Source organism: Endozoicomonas acroporae (assembly GCF_002864045.1).
Lineage (GTDB): Bacteria > Pseudomonadota > Gammaproteobacteria > Pseudomonadales > Endozoicomonadaceae > Endozoicomonas > Endozoicomonas acroporae.
In genome coordinates this window covers 78,936-105,097 of sequence record NZ_PJPV01000017.1, presented here as the reverse complement: position 1 = coordinate 105,097, position 26,162 = coordinate 78,936, and the positions used below count along the sequence as shown (strand labels likewise).

Here is a 26,162-nt window from a genome sequence, read left to right as displayed (position 1 = left end):
CCGAGGTTTTGACCGTGCTGTTCACCGCCGTGGTGTCGGTAACCGTTGCTCCATCAACGAACCCTCCCCCGATGCCGGCGTATGCATCTTTACCCGAGGTTTCGACCGTGCTGTCCACCGCCGTGGTGTCGGAAACATTTGCTCGATCGACAAGCCCTCCCCCGATGCCGGCGTATGCTTGTACACCCGAGGTTTTGACCGTGCTGTCTACCGCCGTGGTGTCGGCAACCTTTGCTCGATCGACATACCCTCCCCCGATGCCTGCGTGTGCATTTTTTTCCTTGGTTTCGACCGTGCTGTTCACCGCCGTGGTGCCGACAACCGTTGCTCGATTGAAAACATGCCCTCCCCCGATGCCGGCGAATGCACGTACACCCGAGGTTTTGACCGTGCTGTCCACCGCCGTGATGTTGGCAACCGTTCCTTTAACCTCCCCTCCTCCAATGCCGGCGTAAACGTTGTCACCCAAGGTGGAAATACGAGCATTTTCGGCCCGGACACCACTGACTGTGCCATTAATATCAACAACACAGGCTGCTAACCCAGTCACCTTCGTGGAATTTATTATATTGGCACCAGTCAAGTGAAGGTCACTGATGCGGCCTTTCAGAGTGTCAACAAGACAGTCAGGCAGGTCGCTGATGGTACGGCACTGCCCATCGTACTGCCCGGTGAATGGATCGGTATCACTGCCAATGGATTGAAAGTCTTGAGTGGCAACAATATCCGCCGTCTGTTGGTATGTACCGTCCAGTGGATAGCAGGGATCTCGACCAATCTTGTCCAGGGTTTTCGTATCATTAATCTTTATGGGCATCTTTATGGGTTGTGGACAATCGGCATTGGCATCCGAATTGGCATAGTGAAAAGAGCTGGCCAGCGTGCCAAGTGCAAGCAGCCCTCTGGTTCCCTGACTCCCTTGATAGCGGACTGCGGATGGCTGTTGAAGGGGTGCGTCTTTCGAGCCGGGTTCTTTTTCCTGCGCCTCTTCCCCGGTTGCTTTTGATGTCTGCGGTAATTCCGGTTTGACATCTGGCCCGGGCACACAGCTAGCGAACCACGCATCGGCAATATCTTTCGCCATGAAAAGGATGGGACTCAACGGCACGATAGTTGCCGTGGCCAGTCGCCCAATACCTTCCAGTGCTTTATCGGGATTAATACTGAAGTGAGGATCTTCCATCGGAATCAATGATTTCGCAAATGCTTTAGCAACAGCAACGCCATGGCCGAGCCAGGAATGTTCGGCACCATTCCCTGAACATTGGGAAGCGCTGTCATAAATTGGTTGCTGAATGGACTGCTGAATAGGTTGCTGAATCATAAACAGGCCTCGATGATGTTGCATAAAAGTACATTGGAAATGTGTACAAAAAATTACCTGGCGTCATTGATCCATCCAGTGATGTAAAAGTTCCCGGGTTATGTTTTTTTCTTAATGCAAAAAACTGACTTCACTATGATGCTCTGCGCAAGTACTTCCAGTTCAGTCTGCTTCTCTGGCTGCGCCGCTTTAAGGCTTTGTACCAAATCTTTTGCACTGCTGTCCTGAAGGCATTGATTCTCAGTCCATTGCCGGGCACCGAAAAGTAGTCTACTTTTTATATTTTTTATGAATTAATGAAATATAATTATGGATAGAGACACTGCTGGTATAAGTTGGAAATACACGACATCAGGTAATAATTATAAACAACCGGATAATCATGCCGATACTGCAAGGAGTGGGCGGTACAGGCATGGCACAGTCAGGCAGGCAAATACTCCACTCCCCTCTATCCCAATGGGTAATGAATTTAATCATACTTCTGACGCATGTTCTGCTCACTATCCACCAAAACATTCAGTAAAACCTGTTTATGATTTTAATGCTCTTATCACACAAGAAAAAATGGATTGGCTGGTAAGGATATCTGCTCGTTATGGTGATCGGTATGATGGTAAAAAACATGGTCAATTTGCCAGTTCAATTAAACAATACACATCAGCGTCAAAACGCCCTTTACATCATAGTGAACAACGCCAACTGATACCATTGTTGCGTGATTTTAAAGCGACACCCGGGTGGACTTGGCAAAGCCTGACGACAACGCTTCATTCATTTACTTCAGCGGGTGTTTTTACCCCTTATAAATACACGGATGAGTGGGTTAAGGAAACTCAAGCTGCTTTACTGTCAACTTTACTTGACCCAGTAATACTTAAGTGCAATCAAAAACCTGAAGCCAGGGATATTGATGCACAAGGTATCGCCAACCTGCTGTGGGCCGTAGCGAAACTGGTGGACAACGGGCTGGCGCTGGAGAAGACACCGAGGCTAAAAGCGGCCGTGGCCGCGCTGTTGCCCCATGTAAAAACCAAAGCCGAAGCAAAAGAAGAGAAAGACCATTTCAAGCCACAGGAAGTCGCCAACCTGCTGTGGGCCGTGACGAAACTGGTGGACAACGGGCTGGAGCTGGAGAAGACACCGAAGCTTATAGAGGCCGTGGCCGCACTTTTGCGCCATGTGAAAACCAAAGCCGAATCAAAAGAAGAGAAGGACCACTTTAATCCTCAGCATATCGCCAACCTGCTGTGGGCTGTGGCGAAACTGGTGGACAACGGGCTGGCGCTGGAGAAGACACCGAAGCTCAAAGAGGCCGTGGCTGCGCTGTTGCCCCATGTGAAAACCAAAGCCGAATCAAAAGAAGATAAAGACCACTTCAACACTCAAGGTACCGCTAACCTGCTGTGGGCCGTGGCGAAACTGGTGGACAACGGGCTGGCGCTGGAGAAGACACCGAAGCTCAAAGCGGCCGTGGCCGCGTTGTTGTGCCATGTAACAACCAAAGCCAAATCAAAAGAAGAGCAAGACCACTTCAACACTCAAGGTACTGCCAACCTGCTGTGGGCCTTGGCGACACTGGTGGACAACGGGCTGGCGCTGGAGAAGACAGCGAAGCTCAAAGAGGCCGTGGCCGTGCTGTTGTACCATGTGAAAACCAAAGCCGAATCAAAAGAAGAGAAAGACCACTTTATTTCTCAGCATATCGCCAACCTGCTGTGGGCGGTGGCGAAACTGGTGGACAATGGGCTGGCTCTGGAGAAGACACCGAAGCTCAAAGACGCCGTGGCTGCGCTGTTGCCCCATGTGAAAACCAAAGCCGAAGCAAAAAAAGAGAATGACCACTTGAATTCTCAGCATATCGCCAACCTGCTGTGGGCGGTGGCGAAACTGGTGGACAACGGGCTGGCGCTGGATAAAACACCGAAGCTCAAAGAGGCCGTGGCCGCGCTGTTGCCCCTTGTGAAAACCAAAGCCGGATCAAAAGAAGAGAAAGACCACTTCAACACTCAAGCTACCGTCAACCTGCTGTGGGCCGTGGTGACACTGGTGGACAACGGGCTGGAGCTGGAGAAGACAGCGAAGCTCAAAGAAGCCCTGGCCGCGCTGTTGTACCATGTGACAGCCAAAGCCGAATCAAAAGAAGAGAAAGACCTCTTTATTCCTAAGCATATCGCCAACCTGCTGTGGGCCGTGGCGAAACTGGGTGAGGCCATTGAGCTGAACCTGGTTCAATCTACGTTCGATTCTCTTGTGGACAGAATCAGTGAAAACCCTCAGTTCTCTCAGCAAGGTATACGGATGTCTCTCTGGGGAGTAATGGTATTCTGTGCCAGATTTTATCTGGACTCAGGTAGCAATGATAAAAACCCGCTTGAAAAGCACATAGGTGAACTATTTTCTCGCCTGGAAAATACGTTCTCAGGCAATACAGAGGATCAATACCTCCTTGCCATGGCGGCGAGCTGGCTTGGGAGAGCGTGTCCGGTGGTCCCCCATTACCGAACAAACATTTCACAAACACAATCCACCTTCCGCGATCAACTTCGATCAAGCCTTCCGTCTTTGAGCATTGAGGAAGAAAAAAGTCTGAACTCATTACCTCCGGTTGACCTGAGACTGCCAGATTACAACATAGTTATCGACGTTCAGGGACCTTTCCATTATGTGAATGGTGATTTCAAAACCAGGAATGGTTCGACTTTATTGAAAATCGCCCTGCTGCAAAAATTAGGATTTGAGGTCATTGAAATCCCGGTGAACAAGCTTGATAACCACAATTCAATGAAAATAGTGATTGATCAAATAAAGACAAGGTTAGCCATCCCGCCAGAGGCCCATGGCTCTGTGTCACTTAAAAGTGGCGAGGAATCAGCAGATGAGGCATACGTTACTGCCGATGAAGGAGGGCAATTCTCAGATGACTGTTACTTTACCGCCGAAGAACATGTAGAAGAGCAAACAGATAAACCAAAAAAGAGAAACAGGAAGAGAAAGAAGCCAGTAAAAACTCATAATGGGGATAATGATCGGAGAAAGTTGCAGGGCTTCGGCACACAAAAAACCAAAGGAAGCACCTAGCAGCCTGTCCGAGAATAGACTGCCCTACCGGCAACTGCTCCTTCGTTGCCCTAGCTCCTGCATCCATGCAGTCGTGCGGTGGCAGCAAATTGGTCTAAAAATTCCGTTTTGTTCGGCAAATAGCCCCGCTATTCACCTCACAAAACGGAATTTTCATCCTCAATTTTCTGCCATCCTCGCTACGGGCGCTATTCTCGGACAGGCTCCTAGAGAACTGCGAATTTGATCTATAAAATTCGTCGGTCACAGTAGGAATGGCGGTCACCCGCCACCCCCTGCGCAGATCCGTACTTGCACTGCTAGCGCATACGACTCCTACCTCGAGTATTTAACGTCAAACCGGTGCTCCGGCCATGGATGAAGAACTTTTACTTTAGGCAACACAGTGTTGAGATAGTCTTTGATCTTGCTCAATGTCGCTCGCATTCCCTCTTTGCTGGTTCGTCTGACAATGTTGAAGTTTCCACTGCTTCGACTAATAAATATTTGATAATAGCGGCGATATCACCGATCCCTGTGGCATCCCCCTTATGCTTCGAACTCTGTAGAGGGAAAACAGGAAGAATCAGCAGCAACCTGATCGTTCTGACATTCTGGTGCTATGAAAAGGCGACTGTTCAGTGACGGTCGCCTTTTTTAAAGGCTCCAATACAGGGGAGTGTCTGAATAAATAAGTTACACACGTTTGTCCAGCTCCGTTACTCTGTCAGTCAGTACCTGGCTCATTTCATGATCTGGTTTCTGTGTAGGAACTCTCTGCCTGTTCATTCGTTCCCTGGTTCCCTGAATACACTGTGATACCGAGTTGACCGCAGCGCTAGCCAGTTCTTTACCACGAGTCAGGGGTTTCTTCGCCAGCTCCTTACCACGCAACCCATTCCGGTAACCGGTAATCCATTGATAGGTTGAATAGCCGACAATCCCTAATCCGCCTAACGCCAGAAGGGAACCTGTGGTAATACTCGCCGCCGTAGCGGCTGTTGATGCTGTTGCGCCTGTTGACACTGTGTCGGCTGCTAACGCCGCCTCCTCTGTTGACGCCGAAGCGGTTGTTGATACTTTAGCGTCTGTTGAGACTCTGGTGTCTGCTAACGTCGGCTCAGTTGTTGGCGTTGTAGGGGCAGTTGATGCTGTAGTGTCTTTTAACGCCGAAGCAGTTGTTGATACTGTAGCGATTGTTGAGACTCTGGTGTCTGCTAACGTCGGCTCAGTTGTTGGCGTTGTAGGGGCAGTTGATGCTGCAGCTTCTGTTGACGCTATAGTGCCATGTTTCGGGCAAGCATCATTATACGAAAAACCCGAATCCTGAAATTCAGTTCTGATAGAGCAATTGGCTGTTAACACTCGTGGGTCTGCATTTTGGCAACGAAGATGATAATTAGAGTCAGAGGGATAATAATTCTGTGGTTTGCCATGGACCTTACTGTTCACCGCCGTGGTATAGAAAACCCTTCCCCCTCGCCCCCTCCCGATGCCGGCATGTGAATGACTACCCATGACTATGACCTCGCTGTCCACCGCCGTGGTATAGGAAACATTCCCTTCTTTACCAACTAGCCCTCCCCCGATGCCGGCGTGAGCTGTATGTCCGGTTTTTATATCATCGTATTTTGAATATCCGGTTTTGACCTCGCAGCCCACCGCCGTGGTGTATTCAACCTTTCCATCAACCTTCCCCCCCCGATGCCGGCGTTTGACATACGTCCTCCGCTTGCGACGTTGCATTTCACTGCCGTGGTATTGTAAACGGTTCCTCCTTTGTCCACTAACCCACCCCCGATGCCAACGTTTGAATTGTCTTTTTCGCTTGTGACCGAGCAATCCACCGCCGTGATATTGGCAACACTTCCTCTAACCTGCCCCGCCCCGATGCCGGCGTCACGACTTAACCCCGAGGTCGTAATATGAATTTTTTTGGCCCATATATCATTGACATTGCCATTCTTCTCGACAATACAGGCTGCTATCCCAGCTCGCCCATCCCCACGCTCATCTTTATTTATCGTGCCATCGGTAAAGCCAAGGTTACTGATGCTGCCTTCCAGACGGTCAACAAGACAGTCATCCAAGCCTTTGATGGTATTGCACCCCCCATCGTACTTACCGGTGAATGGACCTTTGCCACGACCAATGGCTTGAAAGCCTTGAGGGACAACTATATCCGTCGTCTGATGGTATGTACCAGCCAGTGAAAGGCCATTACCAATCCTGCGCAGATCATCTATATTGTTTATGGGAAATGAATCACCGGCACTGTCATTCGAATTGGCATACTCAAAAGAGCTGGCCAGCGTACCAAGTGCAAGCAGTCCTCTGGTTCCCTGACTCCCTTGATAGCGGGCTGCGGATGACTGTTGAAGGGGTGCGTCTTTCGAGCCGGGTTCTTTTTCCTGCGCCTCTTCCCCGGTTGCTTTTGATGTCTGTGGTAATTCCGGTTTGACATCTGGCCCGGGCACACAGCTGGCGAACCACGCATCGACAATATCTTTCGCTATGAAAAGGATGGGACTCAACGGCACGATAGTTGCCGTGGCCAGTCGCCCAATACCTTCCAGTGCTTTATCGGGATTAATACTGAAGTGAGGATCTTCCATCGGGATCAATGATTTCGCAAATGCTTTAGCAACAGCAACGCCATGGCCGAGCCAGGAATGTTCGACGCCATTCCCTGAACATTGGGAAGCGCTGTCATAAATTGGTTGCTGAATGGACTGCTGAATAGGTTGCTGAATCATAAACAGGCCTCGATGATGTTGCATAAAAGTACATTGGAAATGTGTACAAAAAAATACTTGGTATCATTGATCCATCCAGTGATGTAAAAGTTCCCGGGTTATGTTTTTTTCTTAATGCAAAAAACTGACTTCACTGATGGTGCTCTGCGCAAGTACTTTCAGTAAGGCGTGGTTTCTTGCTCTCATCGGCTCGCTGCAACAGCTGTACAGCCCCCCCTTTCAAGCTGTTGACCAGTTCAGCCCATCCAGGCTCTCCAGCCCCGGAGAGTCTTACTCATTAACCGGTCACTTTTTACCTGCGTAAACAGCGCTTATAATTCCCTCCCATTCACTATAAGGAAGTCCAGACGGGATGAAATATCTGATCGTCGGTCCCTCATGGGTAGGGGACATGGTAATGGCACAAACGCTGTTCATTGCCCTGAAACAACAACACCCTGATGCCATCATCGATGTACTCGCTCCCGCCTGGAGCCTGCCGATCATTGAGCGTATGCCTGAAGTTCGCAGGGGTATTGATATGCCCCTGGGTCATGGCAAACTGGGGCTTAAAGCCCGCTACCAGCTGGGCAAAAGCCTGAGGGCGGAAGGCTACACACACGCCATCGCCTTACCCAACTCGTTCAAATCGGCGCTAGTGCCCCTCTGGGCCAACATCAGGCACCGTATTGGCTGGCGCGGCGAAATGCGCTACGGGCTACTGAACGACATTCGCAAGCTGGATAAAAGTCAATACCCACTGATGGTGCAGCGGTTTGTCGCCCTGGCCTATCCAGAGGGTGCTTCACTACCGGAGCCTCTGCCGATTCCTGCACTTCAGGTAAACAATAATACCGCCAGCAAAGTCCCTGGCCGCTACCACCTGCACACCGACAGGCCCATTCTGGCACTGTGCCCGGGTGCTGAGTTTGGCCCCTCCAAGCAGTGGCCAACCGGTTACTACGCCGAAGTGGCACGCTCCCTTGCTGAACAGGGATGGCAGGTTTGGCTGTTTGGCTCAGCCAAAGATCAAGCGGTCACCGCTGAAATAAAGAACGGCCTGCCTGATGCATTGCAGCAGCACTGCCATAACATGGCCGGTGAAACATCGCTGGCCGATGCCATCGACCTGCTCTCCTTTGCCAGCGCTGTGGTCAGTAATGACTCTGGCCTGATGCATATAGCGGCAGCCCTGAATCGGCCCCTGGTGGCGGTTTACGGGTCAACGTCGCCCGATCATACGCCGCCAATGAACAAAAACAGTGAAACACTGTCTATGAAGCTGGATTGCAGCCCCTGTTTCAAAAGGGAGTGCCCGCTCGGGCATATGAACTGCATGAAGCAGCTGTCTCCAGACAGGGTTCTGGCTGCCATCGCGCATCTGACGACCGACCAGGACGGTCACCATGAACAGCATCCTGAAATAACGCTGGTCGAAGAAGGAGGTAACGCCCGTTGACTCAACCAAGGCATGTTCTGGTGGTAAAAACTTCCTCTATGGGGGATATCATCCACACTCTTCCGGCACTGACCGATGCGGTATCAGCCATACCCGGCCTGCGTTTTGACTGGGTGGTGGAAGAGAGTTTTGCCGAGATTCCAGCCTGGCATCCCGCGGTTGACCGGGTGATTCCTGTCGCTGTGCGCCGCTGGCGCAAGTCGTTGCTGCAAACCTGGAAATCCGGGGAGTGGCAGCAGTTCAAAAAAGCCCTGGGCACCAGTAACTACGATGCCGTGATTGACGCCCAGGGGCTGTTAAAAAGCGCTTTCATTGCCAGAAAAGCCAAAGGTCCTCGCTTTGGGCTGGATAAACAGTCTGCCCGTGAGCCGATTGCCAGCCGTTTTTACCAGTTCCCACAATCGGTCCCATTGGAACAGCATGCCGTTGAGCGTGTTCGCCAGCTCTTTGCCAAATCGCTGGCCTATGTATTACCAAAAACACCCGGTCAGTTTCTGCTGAATAAAGACAAATTCCCCAAAGGGCTGATTAAGGACAAACCTTATGTGGTGTTTGTTCACGGAACCACCTGGCCAACCAAACACTGGCCTGAAAACTACTGGTGTGAGTTGGCGCAGAAAGTGAATCAGGCCAGTCTTCAGGTCGTATTGCCCTGGGGTAATGACCATGAAAAGGCCAGAGCGGAGCGCATTGCCAATGCCAGCAGCCGGGCCACAGTGCTGCCGAAGCTGTCACTGGCTGACGTTGCTGGCGTGATTTGTGAAGCCCGGGCAGCCGTTGCCGTTGACACCGGCCTGGGACATTTAACAGCAGCACTGGAAACACCGGCGGTCTCGCTCTATGGACCCACCAGCCCGGTAAAAGTCGGTGCTTATGGCACGGGACAGAAGCACCTGACCCTTGAACACTGTCCAACCGGCGAGTTCCCTGCCACCAATCCTGGAATTTTTGCACCGATGACACCGGATGTTGTCTGGCGGGCACTTGAGTCACAGATCGAACGTTAATCCTTATCACAACATAGAAGTTTCCGTTTATTCCATGCTGACGACCACAGTTGCGCCATAGACGGAAAATGCCTAAAGTGGCCGATTTTTACCCCTCGGGATGATAAATGACCAAGCTGGAACAAATGAACGCCATTTTGGCAGATCTTCTCAAGCTGGATACCAGTGAGTTCAATGAACAGACTGAACTGCTGGGAGCCCTTCCGGAGTTCGACTCCATGGCCGTAGTTGGGTTGATTACGGCAATGGAAGAAACCTTTGGCATTGCCGTCAATGACGATGATCTGGACGCGGAACTGTTCGAAACCGTTGGCTCTGTTCTTTCCTATGTGGATGCAGTTGGGGCAATTGCCTGATGGTTATTTCCAGGCCAGATTAATTCCGGCCTGGCTCTGCTCACAATAACAACTCCACCACTTCGGGATGCCCGAGAAACTTCTGAGGGCTGGCGGTTGCGCCATAAGCGCCAGATTGCAGAACCACGATAAAGTCTCCCACCTCCGCTTTTGGCAATGCCAGTTTTGCCCCGACAACATCCAGAGGCGTACAGAGCGGTCCGACAATCTCGACCACTTCCTGTTCGCCACTGTCAAGGCAATGGGCCAGAACTACCGGGTAATTTTTCCGGATGACCTGACCAAAGTTGCCGGAGTTGGACAGGTGATGGTGCAGTCCGCCATTGGTCATCAGGAAGGTCTGTCCACGGGATTCTTTTTTATCCGTCACCTGACAAATATAATAACCCGCCTCACCCACCAGCCAGCGCCCAAGCTCCATCACCACCTCTGATGACTTGAGCGACTCTGGACGATGATCCAGAAGGTACTGCAGATTTTCGCCAATACCTTCCATTGCCAGCGTCTGTTCTCCGGGGAAATAGGGAATGCCCAGCCCCCCGCCGATATTGATATGCCTTACCGGGGCAGCAACCTGGTCAGCCAACCTTGCGGCCAGTTCAAAGGTTTGCTGATGGCACTCAATCAGAGACTCCGCTTTGAGATTCTGCGAGCCAGAGAAAATATGAAACCCCTGAAAGTCCAGTTTATCCAAATCAAGCTCCGCCAAAATAGACGGCATTTGTTCAGCATCTATACCAAACTGTTTTGGGCCTCCCGCCATTTTCATCCCGGAGGTCTTTAATTCAAAGTCCGGATTCACCCGAAATGCGATACGGGGGCGAATACCCAGCTGCTGATGACAGTGGTACAACCGTTGCAACTCCAGGGGGGACTCGATATTGATGGTAATACCCGCCGCAACGGCGGCTCTCAGTTCATGTTCTCCCTTGGCCGGCCCGGCAAAACTGATATTGGCCGCCGCCATACCGGTACCCAGGGCAACCAGCATTTCCCGGTGGGAAGCAACATCCAGCCCATCCACACACTGTGCCATATGGCCCACGACGGCGGGCATCGGGTTGGCTTTTATGGCGTAGTGAAGCTTCAGCTCTGCGGGCATCTGCTGACGAAATTGGGCGACTCTCTGGGTCAGGGCCTGCCGGTCGTAGATGTAGCAGGGTGAAGAGCCGGCAATCGTCACCAGATCAGCAGCGGTATACCCGGCAATCAGTAATTGGTTATCCCTGGACGGAAGACTGGCCAGTCGGTGATGTCCTTTAGTCATTTTCTCTTGCCCAAGATTATTCACGAAACAGGAGCCTCCACGTCCTGAAACAGCCTCCGGTAGGCTTCCAGTAGTGGCTTGCGATCAATTTTACCATTGGGATTTCTGGCCAGTGTCGTTTGCTGGATAACACGGATGGGGACCATATAAGCGGGCAGGCATTGCTGGCAGTGGCGGACCAATGAGGGTTCATCGATTTCACTGCTGCTCACTACGACCAGAACGATGGCCTGCCCCAAACGGAAGTGCGGGACACCAATAGCAGCCACTTCTGCCACCAGCCCGGATGAATAAACCACCTCTTCCACTTCCGTTGGGCTGACCCGATAACCGGATGTTTTGATCATATCGTCGCGACGACCGACAAAATAAATATATCCATCGTCGTCTTTACGAACAATATCACCGGACCAGACGGCCAGCTCTTTACCTGGAATTCCCGCTATGGCACAGGGTGCAGGCCGGAAGCGTTCAGCCGTTCGCTCCGGATCATTCCAGTATCCCATGCTGACCAGGGCACCACGGTGCACCAGCTCGCCGGGTTCATGGGGTCCACAGATCTCACCCAGCTCATTGATCACCATCACATCCGCATTGGGAATGGCTTTACCCATAGACCCGGGTCGTAAATCAATCTGTTCGGGAGGAAGAAAGCAGGAGCGAAATGCCTCGGTCAAACCATACATCAAGTAAGGTTTGGCATAGCGAAAACGCTGTCGCAGTACAGCCAGGGTGGCCGTCGGCATGGCACCACCGGTATTGGTAAAGTAGCGCAGACTGTCACCAGCCCCTTGTGGCCAGGGCAGATCGGCTATCTGAACCCAGAGTGGCGGAACCAGGCCTAGCCCGGTGATCTGCTGTTTCTCCACCGTTTTAATGACATCCCCTGGAAGAAGGTATTCCAGTAGATAACAACTGGCACCCACCAGAAATGCCGTTGTCAGCTGGCTGAAACCGTAATCAAAACTGAAGGGCAAAACACAGAGCAGCCGGTCTTCCGGTGTATTGCCCAGATACTGGGCAACACTGCTGGCCCCCGTGACCATATTACGGTGTGACAGCACAACGCCTTTGGGCTTTCCTGTGCTGCCGGAGGTATAAAGAATCGCCGCCATATCCGCATCAATGGACGACACTGGTTCCCACCAGGCACAGGGCTTGAGGAAATTTGCCCAGTTCATTGGGTTGGCGGATTGTCGATGAACGAAAGCGCTATCAGACAAGGGATTATTGACCGGGTCCTCATCAGCAAGGTCACCATCAACCAGAATCACTTGCATAAGGTCATGGCACTGGTGAATTTCAGCTTCCAGCTGCTGATAGCGGGCTTTGTTAGTAATCAGCACACGAACGTTGCAGTCTTTGAGAATATGAAAGACTTGGGGCGCTTTCAGCACCGGATTGACGGGCACCATAACGCCACCGGCGGCCGTTGCACCAAAGTAGCTGAAGATCGCTTCTGGTGTTTTAGGCAGGTAGATTGCCACCCGTTCATGTTGCATCAGACCCAGCTTTTGCAATCCGGCGGCCAGCGAACGAATCTGTCGGGAAACGGTCTGGTAATCAAACCACTGGTCTTTGCAGCCCAGGGCTTTCGAGGAAGGCGAACGTTCTGCCTGGCGCAGAACAATCTGGTGTAACAACAAGCTCATGATAAACAACAGAGTCTGATAACAAGGTTTAACCACAAAGGCACGAAGACACAAAGGAAGTTCTCGTTCCCACGGTCCGAAGTTGCTGCAAAGGATAAATGAATTTTGAACCAGAAAGGCACGCAGGAAACCTTTTCTTTGCCAAGACCAGGCAAGTCCAGAAAAAACTTTGTGTCTTTGTGCCTTTGTGGTTCCTTCTTTTCAAGACCTTTTACAACATTTTACGGGCATTTAAAACAGCCTGCCGGACCTGCTCTGGCGCTGTACCACCGAGATGATTACGGGCGCTTACCGAGCCTTCCAGCGTCAGGACATCAAATACATCCTGCTCGATCGTATCAGAGAAAACCTGAAGCTCCGCCAGCGTCATCTCAGACAGGTCCCGGCCTTCCTGAATACCAAAGGCCACGGCCTTACCCACCACTTCATGGGCATTCCTGAAGGGCATGCCACGGCGCACCAGGTAATCTGCCAGATCGGTAGCGGTACTGAAACCCCGGCGAGCGGCTTCCAGCATGTTCTCTTTGCGGGCCTGAATATGCGGCACCATATCAGCAAACGCCCGCAGGCAATCCCTGAGGGTATCCACCGTATCAAACAGTGGTTCCTTATCTTCCTGATTGTCCTTGTTGTATGCCAGCGGTTGGGATTTCATCAAGGTCAGCAATGACACCAGATGGCCATTGACCCGGCCGGTTTTACCTCTGACCAGTTCCGGTACATCGGGGTTTTTCTTCTGCGGCATAATGGAAGAGCCGGTACAGAAGCGATCTGGCAGGTCAATAAAGTTAAACTGCGCTGAAGTCCACAGCACCAGCTCTTCAGACATGCGTGACAAGTGCGTCATGATCAGGGCCCCGGCGGCACAGAACTCAATGGCAAAGTCCCGGTCACTGACGGAGTCCAGAGAGTTGCGGGAAGGACGATCAAAACCAAGGGCAGAAGCCGTATATTCCCGATCAACAGGGTAGGTGGTGCCTGCTAGTGCAGCAGCGCCCAGGGGGCTGATATTAACACGCTTGCGGCAGTCCTGCAGGCGCTCATCGTCACGCACCAGCATCTCATACCAGGCCATAAGGTGATGACCGAAGGTCACAGGCTGTGCTGTTTGCAGATGGGTAAAGCCTGGCATGATGGTATCAGCTTCACGCTCGGCAACCACCAACAGGCCGTGCTGCAGGCGCTTGAGTTCTGCTGATATGGCGTCAATCTCATCACGCAGCCATAAACGAATGTCGGTAGCGACCTGGTCATTTCTGGAGCGCCCGGTGTGCAGTTTTTTGCCGGCAGCGCCAATGCGATCCGTCAGGCGAGCCTCGATATTCATGTGGATGTCTTCAAGCTCAATGGACCAGTCGATACGGTCCTGCTCAATATCCTCAAGAATACCTTCAAGGCCAGAGATAATGGCATTAAGTTCATCTTCGCTCAGAATACCCGCCCGGTGCAGCATCCGGGCATGGGCCATTGACCCCTGAATGTCGTGGCGATAAAGGCGTCGGTCAAAATCAATAGAAGCGGTAAAACGGGCAACAAAGGCATCGACGCCTTCGCTGAAACGCCCACCCCATTGTTGATTAGAACTGTGGTTACTGCGCTTTTCACCCTGATCTGCTGAATGGCTTGCCGACATTGATCTCTTCCCCACCCGGTTCTCATTTTTTAAAGACGAACGTACAATCAATACCGATCCGGCATTGGCGCGTTGTGAGCGGAGGCATTATATCGGTGTCATGGCTTGATTGCATCGCCCACAGCCTTCTTCCGGGCAAGAGAATAGACAGGCTTCCGATAACAATAATGCACTGCCTCTTACCTGAGAGGCCGCCTGAGATAAACAGCCCCTGATAAAAACGGGTTCTCAAACAGCGTTGAGAACAAGAGCCGCCCCATGATGATCCAGACCCGGCACAACAAAGATGACTTTTTTCTCCCCGACCTTGGGTCAGGTCAGTCGGTGTTTATGCTGGTGCTGATTTCTGAGTTGTTTGTCCTGGTTCAGGTGCTTGCCCTGCCTGGCGAGGTCGACTTCAGCTGGACACGACTGGCCATGCTGTCACTGTTTGTTCAGTGGATTGTGCTCTCCAGCAGCGCCTTTCTCTATCTGGCCAGGCCTTTTCTGAAGGGGCTTCCCACCTGGCAGTCGGTCATGATTTCTCTGTTGGGCGTACAGATCATTACGCTGCTGCTTACGTTGCTCTCTCAGGCCTTACTGTCGCCTGTTCACTTTGCACCAGACTGGCAACAGGTCAACCGCAATCTGCTGGCGGCAATGATTATCTCGGCCATGCTGCTGCGCTATTTTTACATTCAGTATGAAGTCAATTTGCAGCAACAGGTTATCCACAATGCCCGCCTCGACTCATTGCAGGCGACGATGCGCCCGCATTTCCTGTTTAATTCCATGAACATCATTGCCAGCCTGATTCAGGTCAACCCTGAAAAAGCAGAGCAGGCGGTGGAAGACCTGTCAGACCTGTTCAGGGCCAGCCTGCAAAATCCCGGTCAGAACAAGAGTGCGGTCGTCCCCATCCAGAAAGAGATACAGATCAGCGAAAGTTACCTGAGAATCGAGCAGCAAAGGCTGGGTGAGCGCCTTGAGGTCAAGTGGCTGGTTGGTGAACTTCCGCACAGGCTGTCTATTCCTCCCTTTACCTTGCAGCCTTTGGTGGAGAACGCCGTTTACCATGGCATTCAGCCGCTGGAGGCCGGTGGCTGCATTACCATCAGCATCAACATTGATCAGCAAATGGTTCAGATTTCTGTAGAAAATCCGATGCCATATACTGAGACCATTTCCAAGGGCAATCAGATTGCCCTGAACAATATCCGTTCCCGCCTGGCGATGCTCTATGGCAGCAAAGCCAGCCTGACCAAGGATATCCGGGAGCATTCCGGGGTCAAATGGTACACGGCGCAGGTGCACTATCCCTGCCAATGGGACAACGCTGTTGATTTACAAATTTGATAAGAACATTGATAAATTACTGACGGGAACCGATCACTGAACAATGAATGTCCTGATTGTTGATGATGAGCCACTGGCCCGGGAACGGCTGAGACACCTGATTGGCCGGATTGATGACTTTATGGTGCTTGAACATGAGGCCAGCAATGGACGGGATGCCATTGATCTGTGCAGCCAGTACCACCCCGATATCGTGTTGATGGACATTCGTATGCCCGTAATGGGCGGTCTGGAGGCTGCCAGGTATATCAGCGCCATGGACAAGCCACCGGCCGTGGTTTTCTGCACCGCCTATGACAATCATGCCCTGGAAGCGTTTGATGCCCAGGCCGTGGGTTACCTGCTGAAACCGATTCGTCAGGACCATTTGCATCAGGCATTACAACGCGCCAGCAAAGTGAATCGTCTGCAACTGGCCTGGCTGAACGACCATCTGCCAGAGCATCAGGAGCAGGGCCATATCGCCGCCAAAACCCTGCGCGGTATCGAGTTGGTTCCCCTGAATGATGTGCTCTACTTTATGGCGGATAATAAATATGTGACGGTCCATCATCGACAGGGAGAAGTGCTGATTGATGATTCGCTCAAGACTCTGGAAGAAGACCACAGCCAGCACTTTGTCAGAATTCACCGAAATGCGCTGGTGCGCCGTGATGCCATTGAAAGTCTGTCCAGGGATGATAAGGGGCACTGTTTTATCCATCTCAGGGAAGTGCCACAGCCACTGTCCATCAGCCGACGTCATGTGCCGTTGATCAAAAAGATCATGCAATCCCTGTAAAGTCTAACCTCCCTTCCGGGCTCTGCTTAGCCAACAGAGCCTGACACTGTCTCTTAAAGCCGGTCTGTCGTATTATCCCTCACAAATGTTTTGCCAGCAGTGTGTTTGTCTATAGCTGGTACTTAATTTGAACAATAGAAGCCATCAATCCTGTGAAAACCGTTCGTATCGCCACCCGTAAAAGCGCCCTTGCCCTGTGGCAGGCGGAATATGTCAAACAGCAGCTGGAACACCATCATCCGGATATCCGGGTCGAACTGGTCAAAATGACCAGCCAGGGCGACCGCATTCTGGACGCGCCACTGGCGAAAATTGGTGGCAAGGGACTGTTTGTCAAAGAGCTGGAAAATGCGCTGTTGGAAGGTCGTGCCGATATTGCGGTGCATTCCATGAAGGATGTCCCCATGGAGTTTCCCGAAGGGCTTGGCCTTGGGGTTATCTGCCCGCGGGAAGACCCTCGGGATGCCTTTGTCTCCAATCACTATGCTTCTCTGGATGCACTCCCACCGGGTGCCGTTGTTGGCACATCAAGCCTGCGCCGCCAGTGTCAGATACTGGCTGCCCGTCCTGATCTGACCATTCAGTTTCTGCGGGGTAATGTGAATACCCGTCTGGCCAAACTGGATGACGGTCAATATGACGCTATCATCCTGGCAGCCGCAGGATTGATTCGACTGGCGATGGCTGACCGCATTCGCAGTTACCTGGATACCACGGTGAGCCTGCCAGCGGCTGGACAGGGTGCCGTCGGTATTGAGTTGCGCCTGGACGATGAGCAAACCAGACAACTGATTGCCCCTTTGCACGACGAGCACACGGCCATCCGGGTGGGTGCTGAACGGGCCATGAACAGACGACTGAATGGTGGTTGTCAGGTCCCGATTGGCGGATTTGCAGAACTGGACGGAGACCGGCTATTTCTCAGAGGCCTGGTCGGCAGCCCTGATGGCCAGACCATTTATCGCAGTGAAGTGACCTGTACCGCTGAAGAGTATGAATCTGCGGGTATTCAGGTGGCTGAATCGCTGCTGAAACAGGGGGCGGATAAAATCCTTGTGGATTGAACACTGCGTAAAGCCGCCTTCCGACGGCGTTGGTGTTGATCTGGTGTGGTGTAAACTGCTCTTGATTAAAACCTAAAGAATATCGTTAAAATCAATAAATTCTTCTTCCTGAGAAGAAAGAAATGTCAATGCTGTTGTGGGATCCGAGCCAGTAAATCCGGGCTCACCACCAGCGGGTATTTGTACAAATCCGGTACTGGATGGCACTTGTGGTGCCTCCATCCATCCAAAATTTCCCACCCCACTGAGTGCACCAAATAAACCCGTGGATCCTGACGGGGGCATTGATTGTGACGCAGATCCAACATTTTCCGACCTGCCGAGTGCACCAAATAAGCCCGTGGATCCTGACGGGGGAACTGAATTTGACGCAGATCCAACATTTTCTGACCTGCCGGATGCGCCAAATAAGCCCGTGAATCCTGACGGGGGCTCTGATTGTTGTGCCGCAGATCCAACATTTTTCGACCCACCGGGTGTACCAAACAAGCTCGTGGATCCTGACGAGGGCTCTGATCCAAACCCAATATTTTTTGACCCGCCGGGTGGACCAAACAAGCTCGTGGATCCTGACGAGGGCTCTGATCCAAACCCAACCTTTTTCGACCCGCCGGGTGGAGCAAACAAGCTCGTGGATCCTGACGAGGGCTCTGATCCAAAACCAACATTTTTCGACCCGCCGGGTGGAGCAAACAAGCTCGTGGATCCTGACGAGGGATCTGATCCAAAACCAACATTTTTCGACCCGCCGGGTGGAGCAAACAAGCTCGTGGATCCTGACGAGGGATCTGATCCAAAACCAACATTTTTCGACCCGCCGGGTGGACCAAACGTCAACCCACTGAGTGTACCAAATAAGCCCATTGGTCTTGACGGGGGTACTGATCGTGTCGCAGATCCAAAATTCCCAAACCCACTGGGTGTATCAAAGAAGCTCCTGGATACTGACGGGCTTTCTGCAGATGCCAAACCTCCAGAATCGCGACCAAAAAGTCCACTCTGACGGTTTGAACGTTCCATACCGCACCGACCCATTTGCCTGTGGCTTGCCGGAAGCTTTGGACCATTCCTGAGATCATGGCGATTAATACCATAACTCTTGAATTTATCCACGGCATCCAGAAATACTGTGAAGTTAAATACCTTTTTTTCAAAATCAAATACTTCACTCAACTTGATGGCATAAGCCTGTTCTTTACTATACCTGCAAACAATCTCAATTTTATCACCCCAGTAATCAAATGGCGTTTTTAAATACACTTTGGTTTTATCATCAAAATAGGCCGGATAGTTCTTCATGAGTTTACTCATCACAAGTTCACAACGAACACAGTTAATAATATTTGAAACAGCCTCATTCACTGATTTGGATTCATTCAGGATCTTTGAATCCAATCGAACTTCGAATGGATGATTCACCCCATCTATAAAAAAGTTTCTGACCATGGAGAAATCCATATCCGTTGACTCTGCCAAACCGGGAATCAGCTCATGAGGATTTGGATTTGACAGTGAAATCATTGATGTGACTTCAGGTGACCCCCACCCCCCGGACTGCTCTCTGTCATTCTCAAGCGCAGCGCGCAAATCAATAAGGGATTTACTGACGGCCCTATTTGATAAGGCTTGTTTGGCGTCCTGGATTCTATCTCTAATAGTATTTTCACTTTCCATCATATTTTCTGAGCTTATTTTACGTCTGACAGACTTTGTGTTAGCCGGGGTATGCTCAAAATCCTGATTGAATGTTCGTTCCAGGGTGGTTATACGCTCTTCTGCTCTCCAGTGGTTTTCATCAAATTGCTCAACCAGGTTCTTCAAATCATTTTCTTTGCCATACTTTCTTTCCATTTCATTCTTTTGTTCCTCAGTTATATTTTCCACACGTAATCCAGAGGCTTTAATACCGGAGTAGCCCAGTTGCGTTACAATAAGTTCGTCTACTAATTTGCCGTATTGATGAAGGAAGCCATTCGCACTTCCATGGTCCGGAAACATTGAATATGGATATGGACAATCAGGCACCACTGCTTTGTCATTTCCTTTGTGGACATATAAGCAATCTTTTCTCTCGCATTTTTGCTCAGATTTCTTCAACCAATCAGCACCGTTGTTATAAAAGATATTTTCTTTATCGTGCGGCTTTTGACTTCTGCAGGTAGCACATATTGTTATAGCTGTAGCTTGATTGTCGGCGGTCATTTTCCTGATAATACATTCCTGGTGTTCAAAATGATGGCAAGGTCTTTCTATAATGCCTTTTTCTTCCGAGAATAGTGCTTCTTGACAGATTGGACAATTATCAGACATTCGACTTTTAACTGTATCCGTGTGTCTCAGTCTATGCCCGTTTAATAAAACTATTTCAGTGTTGGATGTTGGTGTAAAATTCGATTCGACTCGAGTGGTTGCATTCGTTACTTGCACATTTGTTTCCATGAATAATATTCTCTGTCTGGTTGATTGCACTTGACGTCTGAGTAGCACCAACTCTGACTTATTGGATAAAGAATTAGTTCAACTGCATAATGAAACTGTCTCATATTCGCGCATTGGTAACCCGCCCTGAGCCTCAGGCACAGGCTTTGGCAGATGCCATCAAAAAAACTGGTGGCCAGGCCTGGCCCGTGCCCATGCTTGCTATTGATGCGCTGGCAGAAACACAGGCAATGACAGACTGCCTGCTGATGCTCGACCAGTTTGACCATATTATTGTCACCAGCCGTCCGGCCGCCCGCCTGGGCGTAGAGCTGATCGAACGGTACTGGCCACAGCTACCAATTCACTGCCAGTGGTTTGCCATTGGCAGCAGCACAGCAGCTGAACTTGAGCAGTTTGCGATCAGGGCTGACTATTCAGACACCGGCGTAGACAGTGAGGCCCTTCTTACCCTGGACACATTTAACCATGTTCAGAATAAGAAGGTCCTGATTATCAAGGGAGTGGGGGGACGGGAGGTGCTGAAAGAGCAGCTCACTAATGCCGGTGCCACGGTCAACACACTGGACGTTTACCAGCGTTCCTGCCCCACCTATGAACGCAATGCAGTGGTAAAAAAGTTGGAAAGCCATTCAATCAATGTCATTCTCTGCGGTAGTGGCGAAACCCTGGAAAACCTTGGGTACTATTTACCCATGCCCTATCGAGCTGACTACCGGCTGCTTGTTCCCAGTGAACGGGTTGCCAGGGAGGCCCATAGCCTGGGTTTCCAACAGGTAACCAATACCGGTGGCGCCAGCAACGAGATGATGTTGCAAGCATTGGCCCAAATCTGCCTCTTGTGAAAAATGAGCGGGAACCTTGAAAGAAGTGCCCGGGCAAGAGATAGAAAAACAAGGGAGACTATCCTCTCGAACAATCGGAAGGCCCAAGCGTGAGCGATACAGACCAGAACACAGACCGTTTACCAGACAATACCCCTGAAGATGTTCAGCAGAAAACCGACATCCATTCAGCGAAAGAGTCCCATTCAGAACAGCAAGCCGCCAAAAAACACCAAAGCAAAGGGTCAGGTAAAGGTCTGGCAGGCTTTGCCCTGTTACTGTCCGCCTGCGCCCTTGGCCTCAGTGGCTACATCGGCTGGCGGGCCATGCCACTGGAACAGAACCAGCCGGTTCTGCTTGAGGGCATGGACCAGCTGCAGACACAGGTTGCACGACAACAGGCAAGGCTGACCACGGTGGCACAAAACACCGCCACCGATATAGAAAGACACGAAGAACAGTTGCAAGCCCTGCAACAGCGGGAAGACAGACTGTTATCCCGGGTTGATACTCTTTCCAGCAAAGTTCGGGAACTTGAAGGTTCCACACGCAACCAATGGCGTATTGCCGAAGTCGAATACCTGCTGCGCCTCGCCAATCAGCGACTGCTGACGGTCAATGATGTTACCAGTGCCCTTGAACTGATGGCCAGTGCCGGGCAGATACTGGGGCAACTGGATGACTACACTCTCTTTCCGGTCAGAGAGGCCCTGGCAGAAGATATAGCGGTTCTGAAAGCGACCACCCTGCTGGATCAGGAAGCTATCTGGCTGCGACTGCAAGCCATTGCGGATTTGATCCCCGGTCTTGTGATCCTGGATGATGGCCATATTGCCGATGTGGCCAGTGCCCCGGACCCCGGATCAATGGTCACTGATGAAACCAACCCACCAGCGGACAGAACCTGGCAGGAAACCATCAAGGCCATAGTGCTGGACACCTGGCACCGTTTCACCAGACTGTTCCGTATTAATACCCAGCGAGAGCAACCCATTGAAGTATTGCTGACACCGGAACAGGAGCAGTTAATCCGTCAGAAGATGCTGATGTTGATCGAACAGAGTAAACTCGCTCTGATTACCGGAAAACAGGCGATTTATCAAAACAGTCTCAAACAAACCAGTGACTGGCTGAGTCGCTATTTTATGCTCGGTGGTGATGTCAGCAATCAGCTGGCTACAGAGCTTACTGAACTGGAAGGACTCTCCATTACCCCCGATATGCCCACTATTCATCGTTCTCTGGAGGCACTGAAAGAGCATCAGTCCAGCTCAACTCTCACACCAGCAGACGGTGATTCAACCATCGAGCCGGAAGAAAACCAGACAACACCAGCATCACCCGATGGCGATGATGGGAAAAGCAGTCCGCCATTGATAGAGCCGGATCAGCCTGCTGAACAGGGAGTGCAACTTTCATGAAAGGGTTTGCACTGTTCCTGACCATTGTTTCTGCCTGTTTCTTACTGGCCAATATCATGGTCAACGACCATGGTTATGTGCTGATTGCTTACGATGAGATGACCTTTGAAAGCAGTCTCTGGGGTTTACTGCTGCTGGTTGTCATTTCCCTTGGCCTGGTCTGGCTGGCGGTGATTATGGGTCGGTTACTGCTGGGCACATTCAGTGTTATCTACCCACTGTCAACGGGTGCCCGCAAAGCCAGGGCCAGAAAACTGTTTGATCGGGGGCTGGCTGAGTTTACCAAAGGGCACTGGCGAAAGGCGGAGCGGCTCCTTGGTCAGGCGGCGAAAAACAGTGAATCACCGTTAATCAACTATCTGGCCGCCGCCAGGGCGGCCCATGAAGCAGGAAATCATGAAGCCAGTGCTAACTGGCTAAGACAGGCGGACAGCAAGGCTCCGGGCGCAGAAATGGCGATTGGTATCACCCAGGCACAACTGCAACTGGCCAGTAACCACCTGGAACAGGCGCTGGCCACATTGACCCATCTGCACAAGAAGTATCCACGTCATGGCTACATTCTGAAAATGCTCAAGCAGGTCTATATCCGTCTGAATGACTGGCAATCACTGGAAAAACTGCTGCCCAGGCTGCGCAAGCAAAAAGTGATTAAGGACGACGAATATCACCAGCTGGAACAACAGGCATTTAAAGCGCTGTTCGAGCAGGCTTATAACTACGGCCGAAACCGTGTCTCCAGTGAAGAGAAAACCAAACCGGCGGATCATATCTGGTCCGGCCTGAGCCACAGTCAGAGGAAGGATCCTGCTATCCTCTATCGCTACTGTGACTGTCTGGTTCGACTGGGTGCCGGGGAAAAAACCGAACTGCTGCTGCGGGAAAATCTTCATCACTGCTATAGCGAGCCATTGATCCGCCTTTATGGCAAAACGCCGGGCAGAGACCTGAAAAAGCAATTGCTGTTTGCAGAATCGCTGCTTAACCAGCGGACCAATGACCCTGAACTGTTACTGGCCCTTGGTCGTCTGGCACTGCGCAATGAACTCTGGGGTAAAGCCCGGGAGTATCTTGAAGCCAGCCTCAGGCTCCGGAAAAGTGTTGATGTGTATAACGAACTGGGTCATCTGCTGGCACACCTTGATGAGTTTGAAACCAGCTCACGCTATTTCCAGGAAGGCCTGTTGTTAGCGGCTGACAGTGCAACCAATCTGCCGGGGATACATAAGTCATGAATGCCCTGTTGGTTGGTGCCATCAGCGGTATGACTGCCGTGGCACTGAGCGCCTTTGGCGCTCATGCGCGTTTCATTCATCATTGGCTGGTTGATATTGGCCTTTTTTGCCGCCAGAGATTATTCCCGCGCTTGAGAGGCTGCTGAGAATAGACAGCCGCTAAAATTTGCATTTTACGCCCCGAGCAGTATCGTATACCAATTCCTCCTTGTAAATATGAACTGCGCAGCCATTTTGAACCGCTGGATCTTCGTTGGAATTCCTCGCAATAGTCTTGCTATTACTCGTCATTCCGCCTTGCCCAGCGGTCCAAAATGACTTGCTCGATCTCATATTTAGAAGGCGGAATTGGTATTACCCCGATCATTTTCTACCAACTCAAATCTCCATGAACGATACTGTAAAACCGGCCGATGAGGCTGATGGCCCACAACAGGAAACGCTCCACAAACGTCAAATCAAGAGTTTTGTGCTCCGCGCTGGCCGCATGACCACGGGCCAGCAAAGGGGCTGGGATGAGTGCTGGCAGGACTGGGGACTGACTCTGGAGCAAGGCACAGAGGGTTTCCTGAATGCCTTTACGGATGCAGCACCCCGGGTTCTGGAAATTGGCTATGGCATGGGACATTCCCTGGTCACCATGGCGACACAGGAGAGCGATAAGCAGTTCATTGGTATTGAAGTACACCGCCCGGGTGTCGGCAGCCTGCTTAATGAAGCCCGTCTGGCAGGTATCCACAACCTGAGAACCTATTGCGACGATGCAGTTGAAGTGCTGAAGCAGTGCGTACCCGATGGTAGCCTGTCACGGGTACAGATTTACTTCCCGGACCCATGGCACAAGAAACGCCACCACAAACGCCGCCTGATTCAACCCGCTTTTATTGAGTCTATTCGTCCCAAGCTGGACATTGGTGGCATTATTCACCTGGCCACTGACTGGGAAAATTATGCCGAACAGATGCTGGAAGTGATGAACTCAGCAGAAGGCTTTGAGAACATGGCCGCAGAAAACGGTTATTCGCCAAGACCGGTTTTTCGTCCGCTCACCAAGTTTGAAAAGCGTGGTCATCGATTAGGGCACGGGGTTTGGGACCTGCTGTTCAAGCGCATCCGGTAGATGGCCTTGTGGAACTAGGAGCCTGACCGAGAATAGACTGCCCTGTAACGTTAACAGGTAAACGTCGATGGTAATATATAACCCTGCGGACTAATTATAACCGTTCTCAATTTCAGGTTGAGGAGAAGGTTCCACTCGATCTAAAACTATCTTATAGAATAAACATCTATACACCCATTAAATTCACTTAGTGGGTGTTTAAAATGGCAGATCCGCTCCGTCCAAACCCGTTTCAACCCATCCAGAATTTTTCTGCCACGGAAATGCCAGGGCAGCGACGTCCAAATCAACCGCCAAAATGCAGTGAGGTTCAGGCAGATAAACAACTACTAACAGCTCCCCGGCACCACGAGTCCGTGACAAAAAAACCGAGAGAGTTAACGGCACACAGTATAACGACGGAAAAAACCACGGCTCACTCCGGCCATTTTAAAAGCCATGGCAAGAAAATGTATGATCAACAATCGGCCAGACCGTCATCGCAACCGGCACGGACCCGGCCAAATCTTTTGAATAATGGCAGCAAGGCAACGTCGGTAGCCACAGTAAAAAATCTATTTGCCCCCCTGTCAGTTTCAATCTCTGCACATTCCGGTTATGAGCGCCGACAACCATCAGTAAACTTACAACGGGACAGTCACTCCTTATCAGGCAAAGCAGAATCCAATACCAGTAACCGCACGTTATTGGCCGCCTCAGGCCAAACAAACCCCGCCAGAACCATTTCCCAAAAAGCAAGGATAAGCGGCCGCGAGCTACCGACCCGACCCAGGCCTTCGAAGCCCGGTGGTTATGAGAATAAGTTGCAGGAGATGGAACAAAGGATATGCCAACGAAAAGCTGAATTTAAGATAAAAGAAGGAGCTGCCAATAAAGAATTTGTGGTAGGCATTGACCAGCCATTTAAAAAAAATCTCGAGCCTTTTTGGCAGAGATCCTCGGCTACAACGTTGACTCCCCCCCCTGTGCCCAGCTGTGCAAGGCAACTCCCTGCGAACTGCCCGAACGCTCCGGGAATAACTATTCAATCAACCTGTAAGGTGCTGCACACACCTGAAAATATTGCACCAACCATAGAATTAGCAGTGGAGGAACATATTAAGTGCGCGACAATCAACGTTGGCAAAAGTCTTCAATCTCTTCGCAAGGCTTTACTGGATGTGTACAAACAACTCTCCTGGAGAGCAACATCAACATGGAACGCAGCTATGGCCTTTAATAGCAGTCAAGGCAGCCTGGATATGTTGGCCGCTCAATACCAGGCAAAAAATATTGGCAGCCTGCCCCCTGCGGATATTGGGAAATTCAGGGATGATGTACAAAAGTGTGTTCATAAGTTTATAGAGGCAACAAAAGAGATAAAATCGGATCGCAAAAAGCTTGTCACCTTAGCAATAGATATCTCCATGTCTCCAGCAGACGAGCCCGACAAAACCGGCAATACCTGACC

The 26,162-nt window shown here is 51.1% G+C and carries 19 protein-coding genes; 12 read left to right on the top strand and 7 right to left on the bottom strand.

What is annotated here, in order from left to right:
- Window positions 1-1,324, bottom strand: a 1,324-nt coding sequence (locus CX664_RS03045) for a hypothetical protein (RefSeq protein WP_145999788.1), incomplete at its 3' end; no start/stop codon positions are given.
- A gap of 309 nt (window positions 1,325-1,633) precedes the next feature.
- Here CX664_RS03045 and CX664_RS03040 point away from each other — a divergent pair.
- Entirely contained in the window at window positions 1,634-4,405 is a 2,772-nt protein-coding gene (locus CX664_RS03040) for an RAP domain-containing protein (protein WP_101745303.1), read from the top strand.
- 675 nt (window positions 4,406-5,080) lie between these two features.
- Here the strand turns inward: CX664_RS03040 and CX664_RS25520 are convergent.
- Together CX664_RS25520 and CX664_RS03025 are read right to left on the bottom strand one after the other, a co-directional pair.
- Window positions 5,081-5,902 carry a hypothetical protein gene (locus CX664_RS25520; RefSeq protein ID WP_145999787.1) on the bottom strand — a complete coding sequence of 274 codons (822 nt, stop codon included), beginning with the start codon at window positions 5,900-5,902 and terminating at the stop codon, window positions 5,081-5,083.
- Between the two features lie 98 nt (window positions 5,903-6,000).
- Complete coding sequence (locus CX664_RS03025; RefSeq protein WP_145999786.1) at window positions 6,001-7,140, bottom strand: hypothetical protein; 1,140 nt, start codon at window positions 7,138-7,140, stop codon at window positions 6,001-6,003.
- A 352-nt stretch (window positions 7,141-7,492) separates the two neighbouring features.
- On the opposite strand from CX664_RS03025, the gene waaF reads away from it, so the two are divergent.
- The 3 genes from waaF (at window position 7,493) to CX664_RS03010 (ending at window position 9,941) form a co-directional block, all read left to right on the top strand.
- Entirely contained in the window at window positions 7,493-8,578 is a 1,086-nt protein-coding gene (waaF, locus tag CX664_RS03020) for a lipopolysaccharide heptosyltransferase II (protein WP_101745299.1), read from the top strand.
- The gene (waaC, locus tag CX664_RS03015) at window positions 8,575-9,585 is read left to right on the top strand and encodes a lipopolysaccharide heptosyltransferase I (protein ID WP_101745298.1); all 1,011 of its coding nucleotides are present in this window, start codon (window positions 8,575-8,577) and stop codon (window positions 9,583-9,585) included. The genes waaF and waaC overlap by 4 nt, the downstream gene beginning before the upstream one ends.
- 107 nt (window positions 9,586-9,692) lie before the next feature.
- Window positions 9,693-9,941, top strand: a complete 249-nt coding sequence (locus CX664_RS03010) for an acyl carrier protein (RefSeq protein WP_101745297.1) — start codon at window positions 9,693-9,695, stop codon at window positions 9,939-9,941.
- A gap of 40 nt (window positions 9,942-9,981) precedes the next feature.
- On the opposite strand, the gene CX664_RS03005 is transcribed toward CX664_RS03010, so the two are convergent.
- The 3 genes from CX664_RS03005 to argH form a co-directional block, all read right to left on the bottom strand.
- A complete protein-coding gene (locus CX664_RS03005) occupies window positions 9,982-11,232 on the bottom strand; it encodes a pyridoxal-dependent decarboxylase, exosortase A system-associated (protein WP_244910617.1) in 1,251 nt (416 codons plus the stop codon).
- Entirely contained in the window at window positions 11,229-12,860 is a 1,632-nt protein-coding gene (locus tag CX664_RS03000; RefSeq protein WP_101745296.1) for an acyl-CoA ligase (AMP-forming), exosortase A system-associated, read from the bottom strand. Before CX664_RS03000 ends, CX664_RS03005 begins: the two co-directional genes overlap by 4 nt.
- 211 nt (window positions 12,861-13,071) lie before the next feature.
- Window positions 13,072-14,493, bottom strand: coding sequence for an argininosuccinate lyase (gene argH, locus CX664_RS02995; RefSeq protein WP_101745295.1), 1,422 nt, complete (start codon window positions 14,491-14,493; stop codon window positions 13,072-13,074).
- Between the two features lie 258 nt (window positions 14,494-14,751).
- Between argH and CX664_RS02990 the strand changes: the two genes are divergently transcribed.
- The 3 genes from CX664_RS02990 to hemC all read left to right on the top strand — a co-directional run bounded on the left by CX664_RS02990 (window position 14,752) and on the right by hemC (window position 17,673).
- Window positions 14,752-15,828, top strand: coding sequence for a sensor histidine kinase (locus CX664_RS02990; protein WP_101745294.1), 1,077 nt, complete (start codon window positions 14,752-14,754; stop codon window positions 15,826-15,828).
- A gap of 43 nt (window positions 15,829-15,871) precedes the next feature.
- A complete protein-coding gene (locus tag CX664_RS02985) occupies window positions 15,872-16,609 on the top strand; it encodes a LytR/AlgR family response regulator transcription factor (protein ID WP_101745293.1) in 738 nt (245 codons plus the stop codon).
- Window positions 16,610-16,761: 152 nt separating this feature from the next.
- Entirely contained in the window at window positions 16,762-17,673 is a 912-nt protein-coding gene (gene hemC / locus CX664_RS02980) for a hydroxymethylbilane synthase (protein ID WP_101745292.1), read from the top strand.
- Between the two features lie 72 nt (window positions 17,674-17,745).
- Here the strand turns inward: hemC and CX664_RS02975 are convergent, their stop codons facing one another.
- Entirely contained in the window at window positions 17,746-20,112 is a 2,367-nt protein-coding gene (locus CX664_RS02975; RefSeq protein WP_145999785.1) for a hypothetical protein, read from the bottom strand.
- A gap of 89 nt (window positions 20,113-20,201) precedes the next feature.
- Between CX664_RS02975 and CX664_RS02970 the strand changes: the two genes are divergently transcribed.
- The 5 genes from CX664_RS02970 (at window position 20,202) to CX664_RS25515 (ending at window position 26,160) form a co-directional block, all read left to right on the top strand.
- Window positions 20,202-20,957, top strand: a complete 756-nt coding sequence (locus CX664_RS02970; RefSeq protein ID WP_101745290.1) for a uroporphyrinogen-III synthase — start codon at window positions 20,202-20,204, stop codon at window positions 20,955-20,957.
- Between the two features lie 89 nt (window positions 20,958-21,046).
- Window positions 21,047-22,357, top strand: a complete 1,311-nt coding sequence (locus tag CX664_RS02965) for a uroporphyrinogen-III C-methyltransferase (RefSeq protein WP_101745289.1) — start codon at window positions 21,047-21,049, stop codon at window positions 22,355-22,357.
- The gene (locus CX664_RS02960; protein WP_101745288.1) at window positions 22,354-23,592 is read left to right on the top strand and encodes a heme biosynthesis HemY N-terminal domain-containing protein; all 1,239 of its coding nucleotides are present in this window, start codon (window positions 22,354-22,356) and stop codon (window positions 23,590-23,592) included. Before CX664_RS02965 ends, CX664_RS02960 begins: the two co-directional genes overlap by 4 nt.
- A gap of 388 nt (window positions 23,593-23,980) precedes the next feature.
- The gene (gene trmB, locus CX664_RS02955) at window positions 23,981-24,712 is read left to right on the top strand and encodes a tRNA (guanosine(46)-N7)-methyltransferase TrmB (protein WP_101745287.1); all 732 of its coding nucleotides are present in this window, start codon (window positions 23,981-23,983) and stop codon (window positions 24,710-24,712) included.
- 812 nt (window positions 24,713-25,524) lie between these two features.
- Window positions 25,525-26,160: a hypothetical protein gene (locus CX664_RS25515; RefSeq protein ID WP_219622118.1), complete on the top strand. Its 636-nt coding sequence runs from the start codon at window positions 25,525-25,527 to the stop codon at window positions 26,158-26,160.
- The last annotated feature ends 2 nt before the right edge of the window (window positions 26,161-26,162 follow it).

Coding starts and splice junctions, on each gene's coding strand:
- CX664_RS02970 (WP_101745290.1), top strand. CDS start 20,202: ATGAAACTGTCTCATATTCGCGCATTGGTAACCCGCCCTGAGCCTCAG.
- CX664_RS03010 (WP_101745297.1), top strand. CDS start 9,693: ATGACCAAGCTGGAACAAATGAACGCCATTTTGGCAGATCTTCTCAAG.
- argH (WP_101745295.1), bottom strand. CDS start 14,493: ATGTCGGCAAGCCATTCAGCAGATCAGGGTGAAAAGCGCAGTAACCAC.
- CX664_RS03025 (WP_145999786.1), bottom strand. CDS start 7,140: ATGATTCAGCAACCTATTCAGCAGTCCATTCAGCAACCAATTTATGAC.
- CX664_RS02990 (WP_101745294.1), top strand. CDS start 14,752: ATGATGATCCAGACCCGGCACAACAAAGATGACTTTTTTCTCCCCGAC.
- CX664_RS02985 (WP_101745293.1), top strand. CDS start 15,872: ATGAATGTCCTGATTGTTGATGATGAGCCACTGGCCCGGGAACGGCTG.
- CX664_RS25520 (WP_145999787.1), bottom strand. CDS start 5,902: ATGGGTAGTCATTCACATGCCGGCATCGGGAGGGGGCGAGGGGGAAGG.
- CX664_RS03000 (WP_101745296.1), bottom strand. CDS start 12,860: ATGAGCTTGTTGTTACACCAGATTGTTCTGCGCCAGGCAGAACGTTCG.
- CX664_RS03040 (WP_101745303.1), top strand. CDS start 1,634: ATGGATAGAGACACTGCTGGTATAAGTTGGAAATACACGACATCAGGT.
- CX664_RS25515 (WP_219622118.1), top strand. CDS start 25,525: ATGGAACAAAGGATATGCCAACGAAAAGCTGAATTTAAGATAAAAGAA.
- waaF (WP_101745299.1), top strand. CDS start 7,493: ATGAAATATCTGATCGTCGGTCCCTCATGGGTAGGGGACATGGTAATG.
- trmB (WP_101745287.1), top strand. CDS start 23,981: ATGAACGATACTGTAAAACCGGCCGATGAGGCTGATGGCCCACAACAG.
- CX664_RS02975 (WP_145999785.1), bottom strand. CDS start 20,112: ATGGAAACAAATGTGCAAGTAACGAATGCAACCACTCGAGTCGAATCG.
- CX664_RS02960 (WP_101745288.1), top strand. CDS start 22,354: ATGAAAGGGTTTGCACTGTTCCTGACCATTGTTTCTGCCTGTTTCTTA.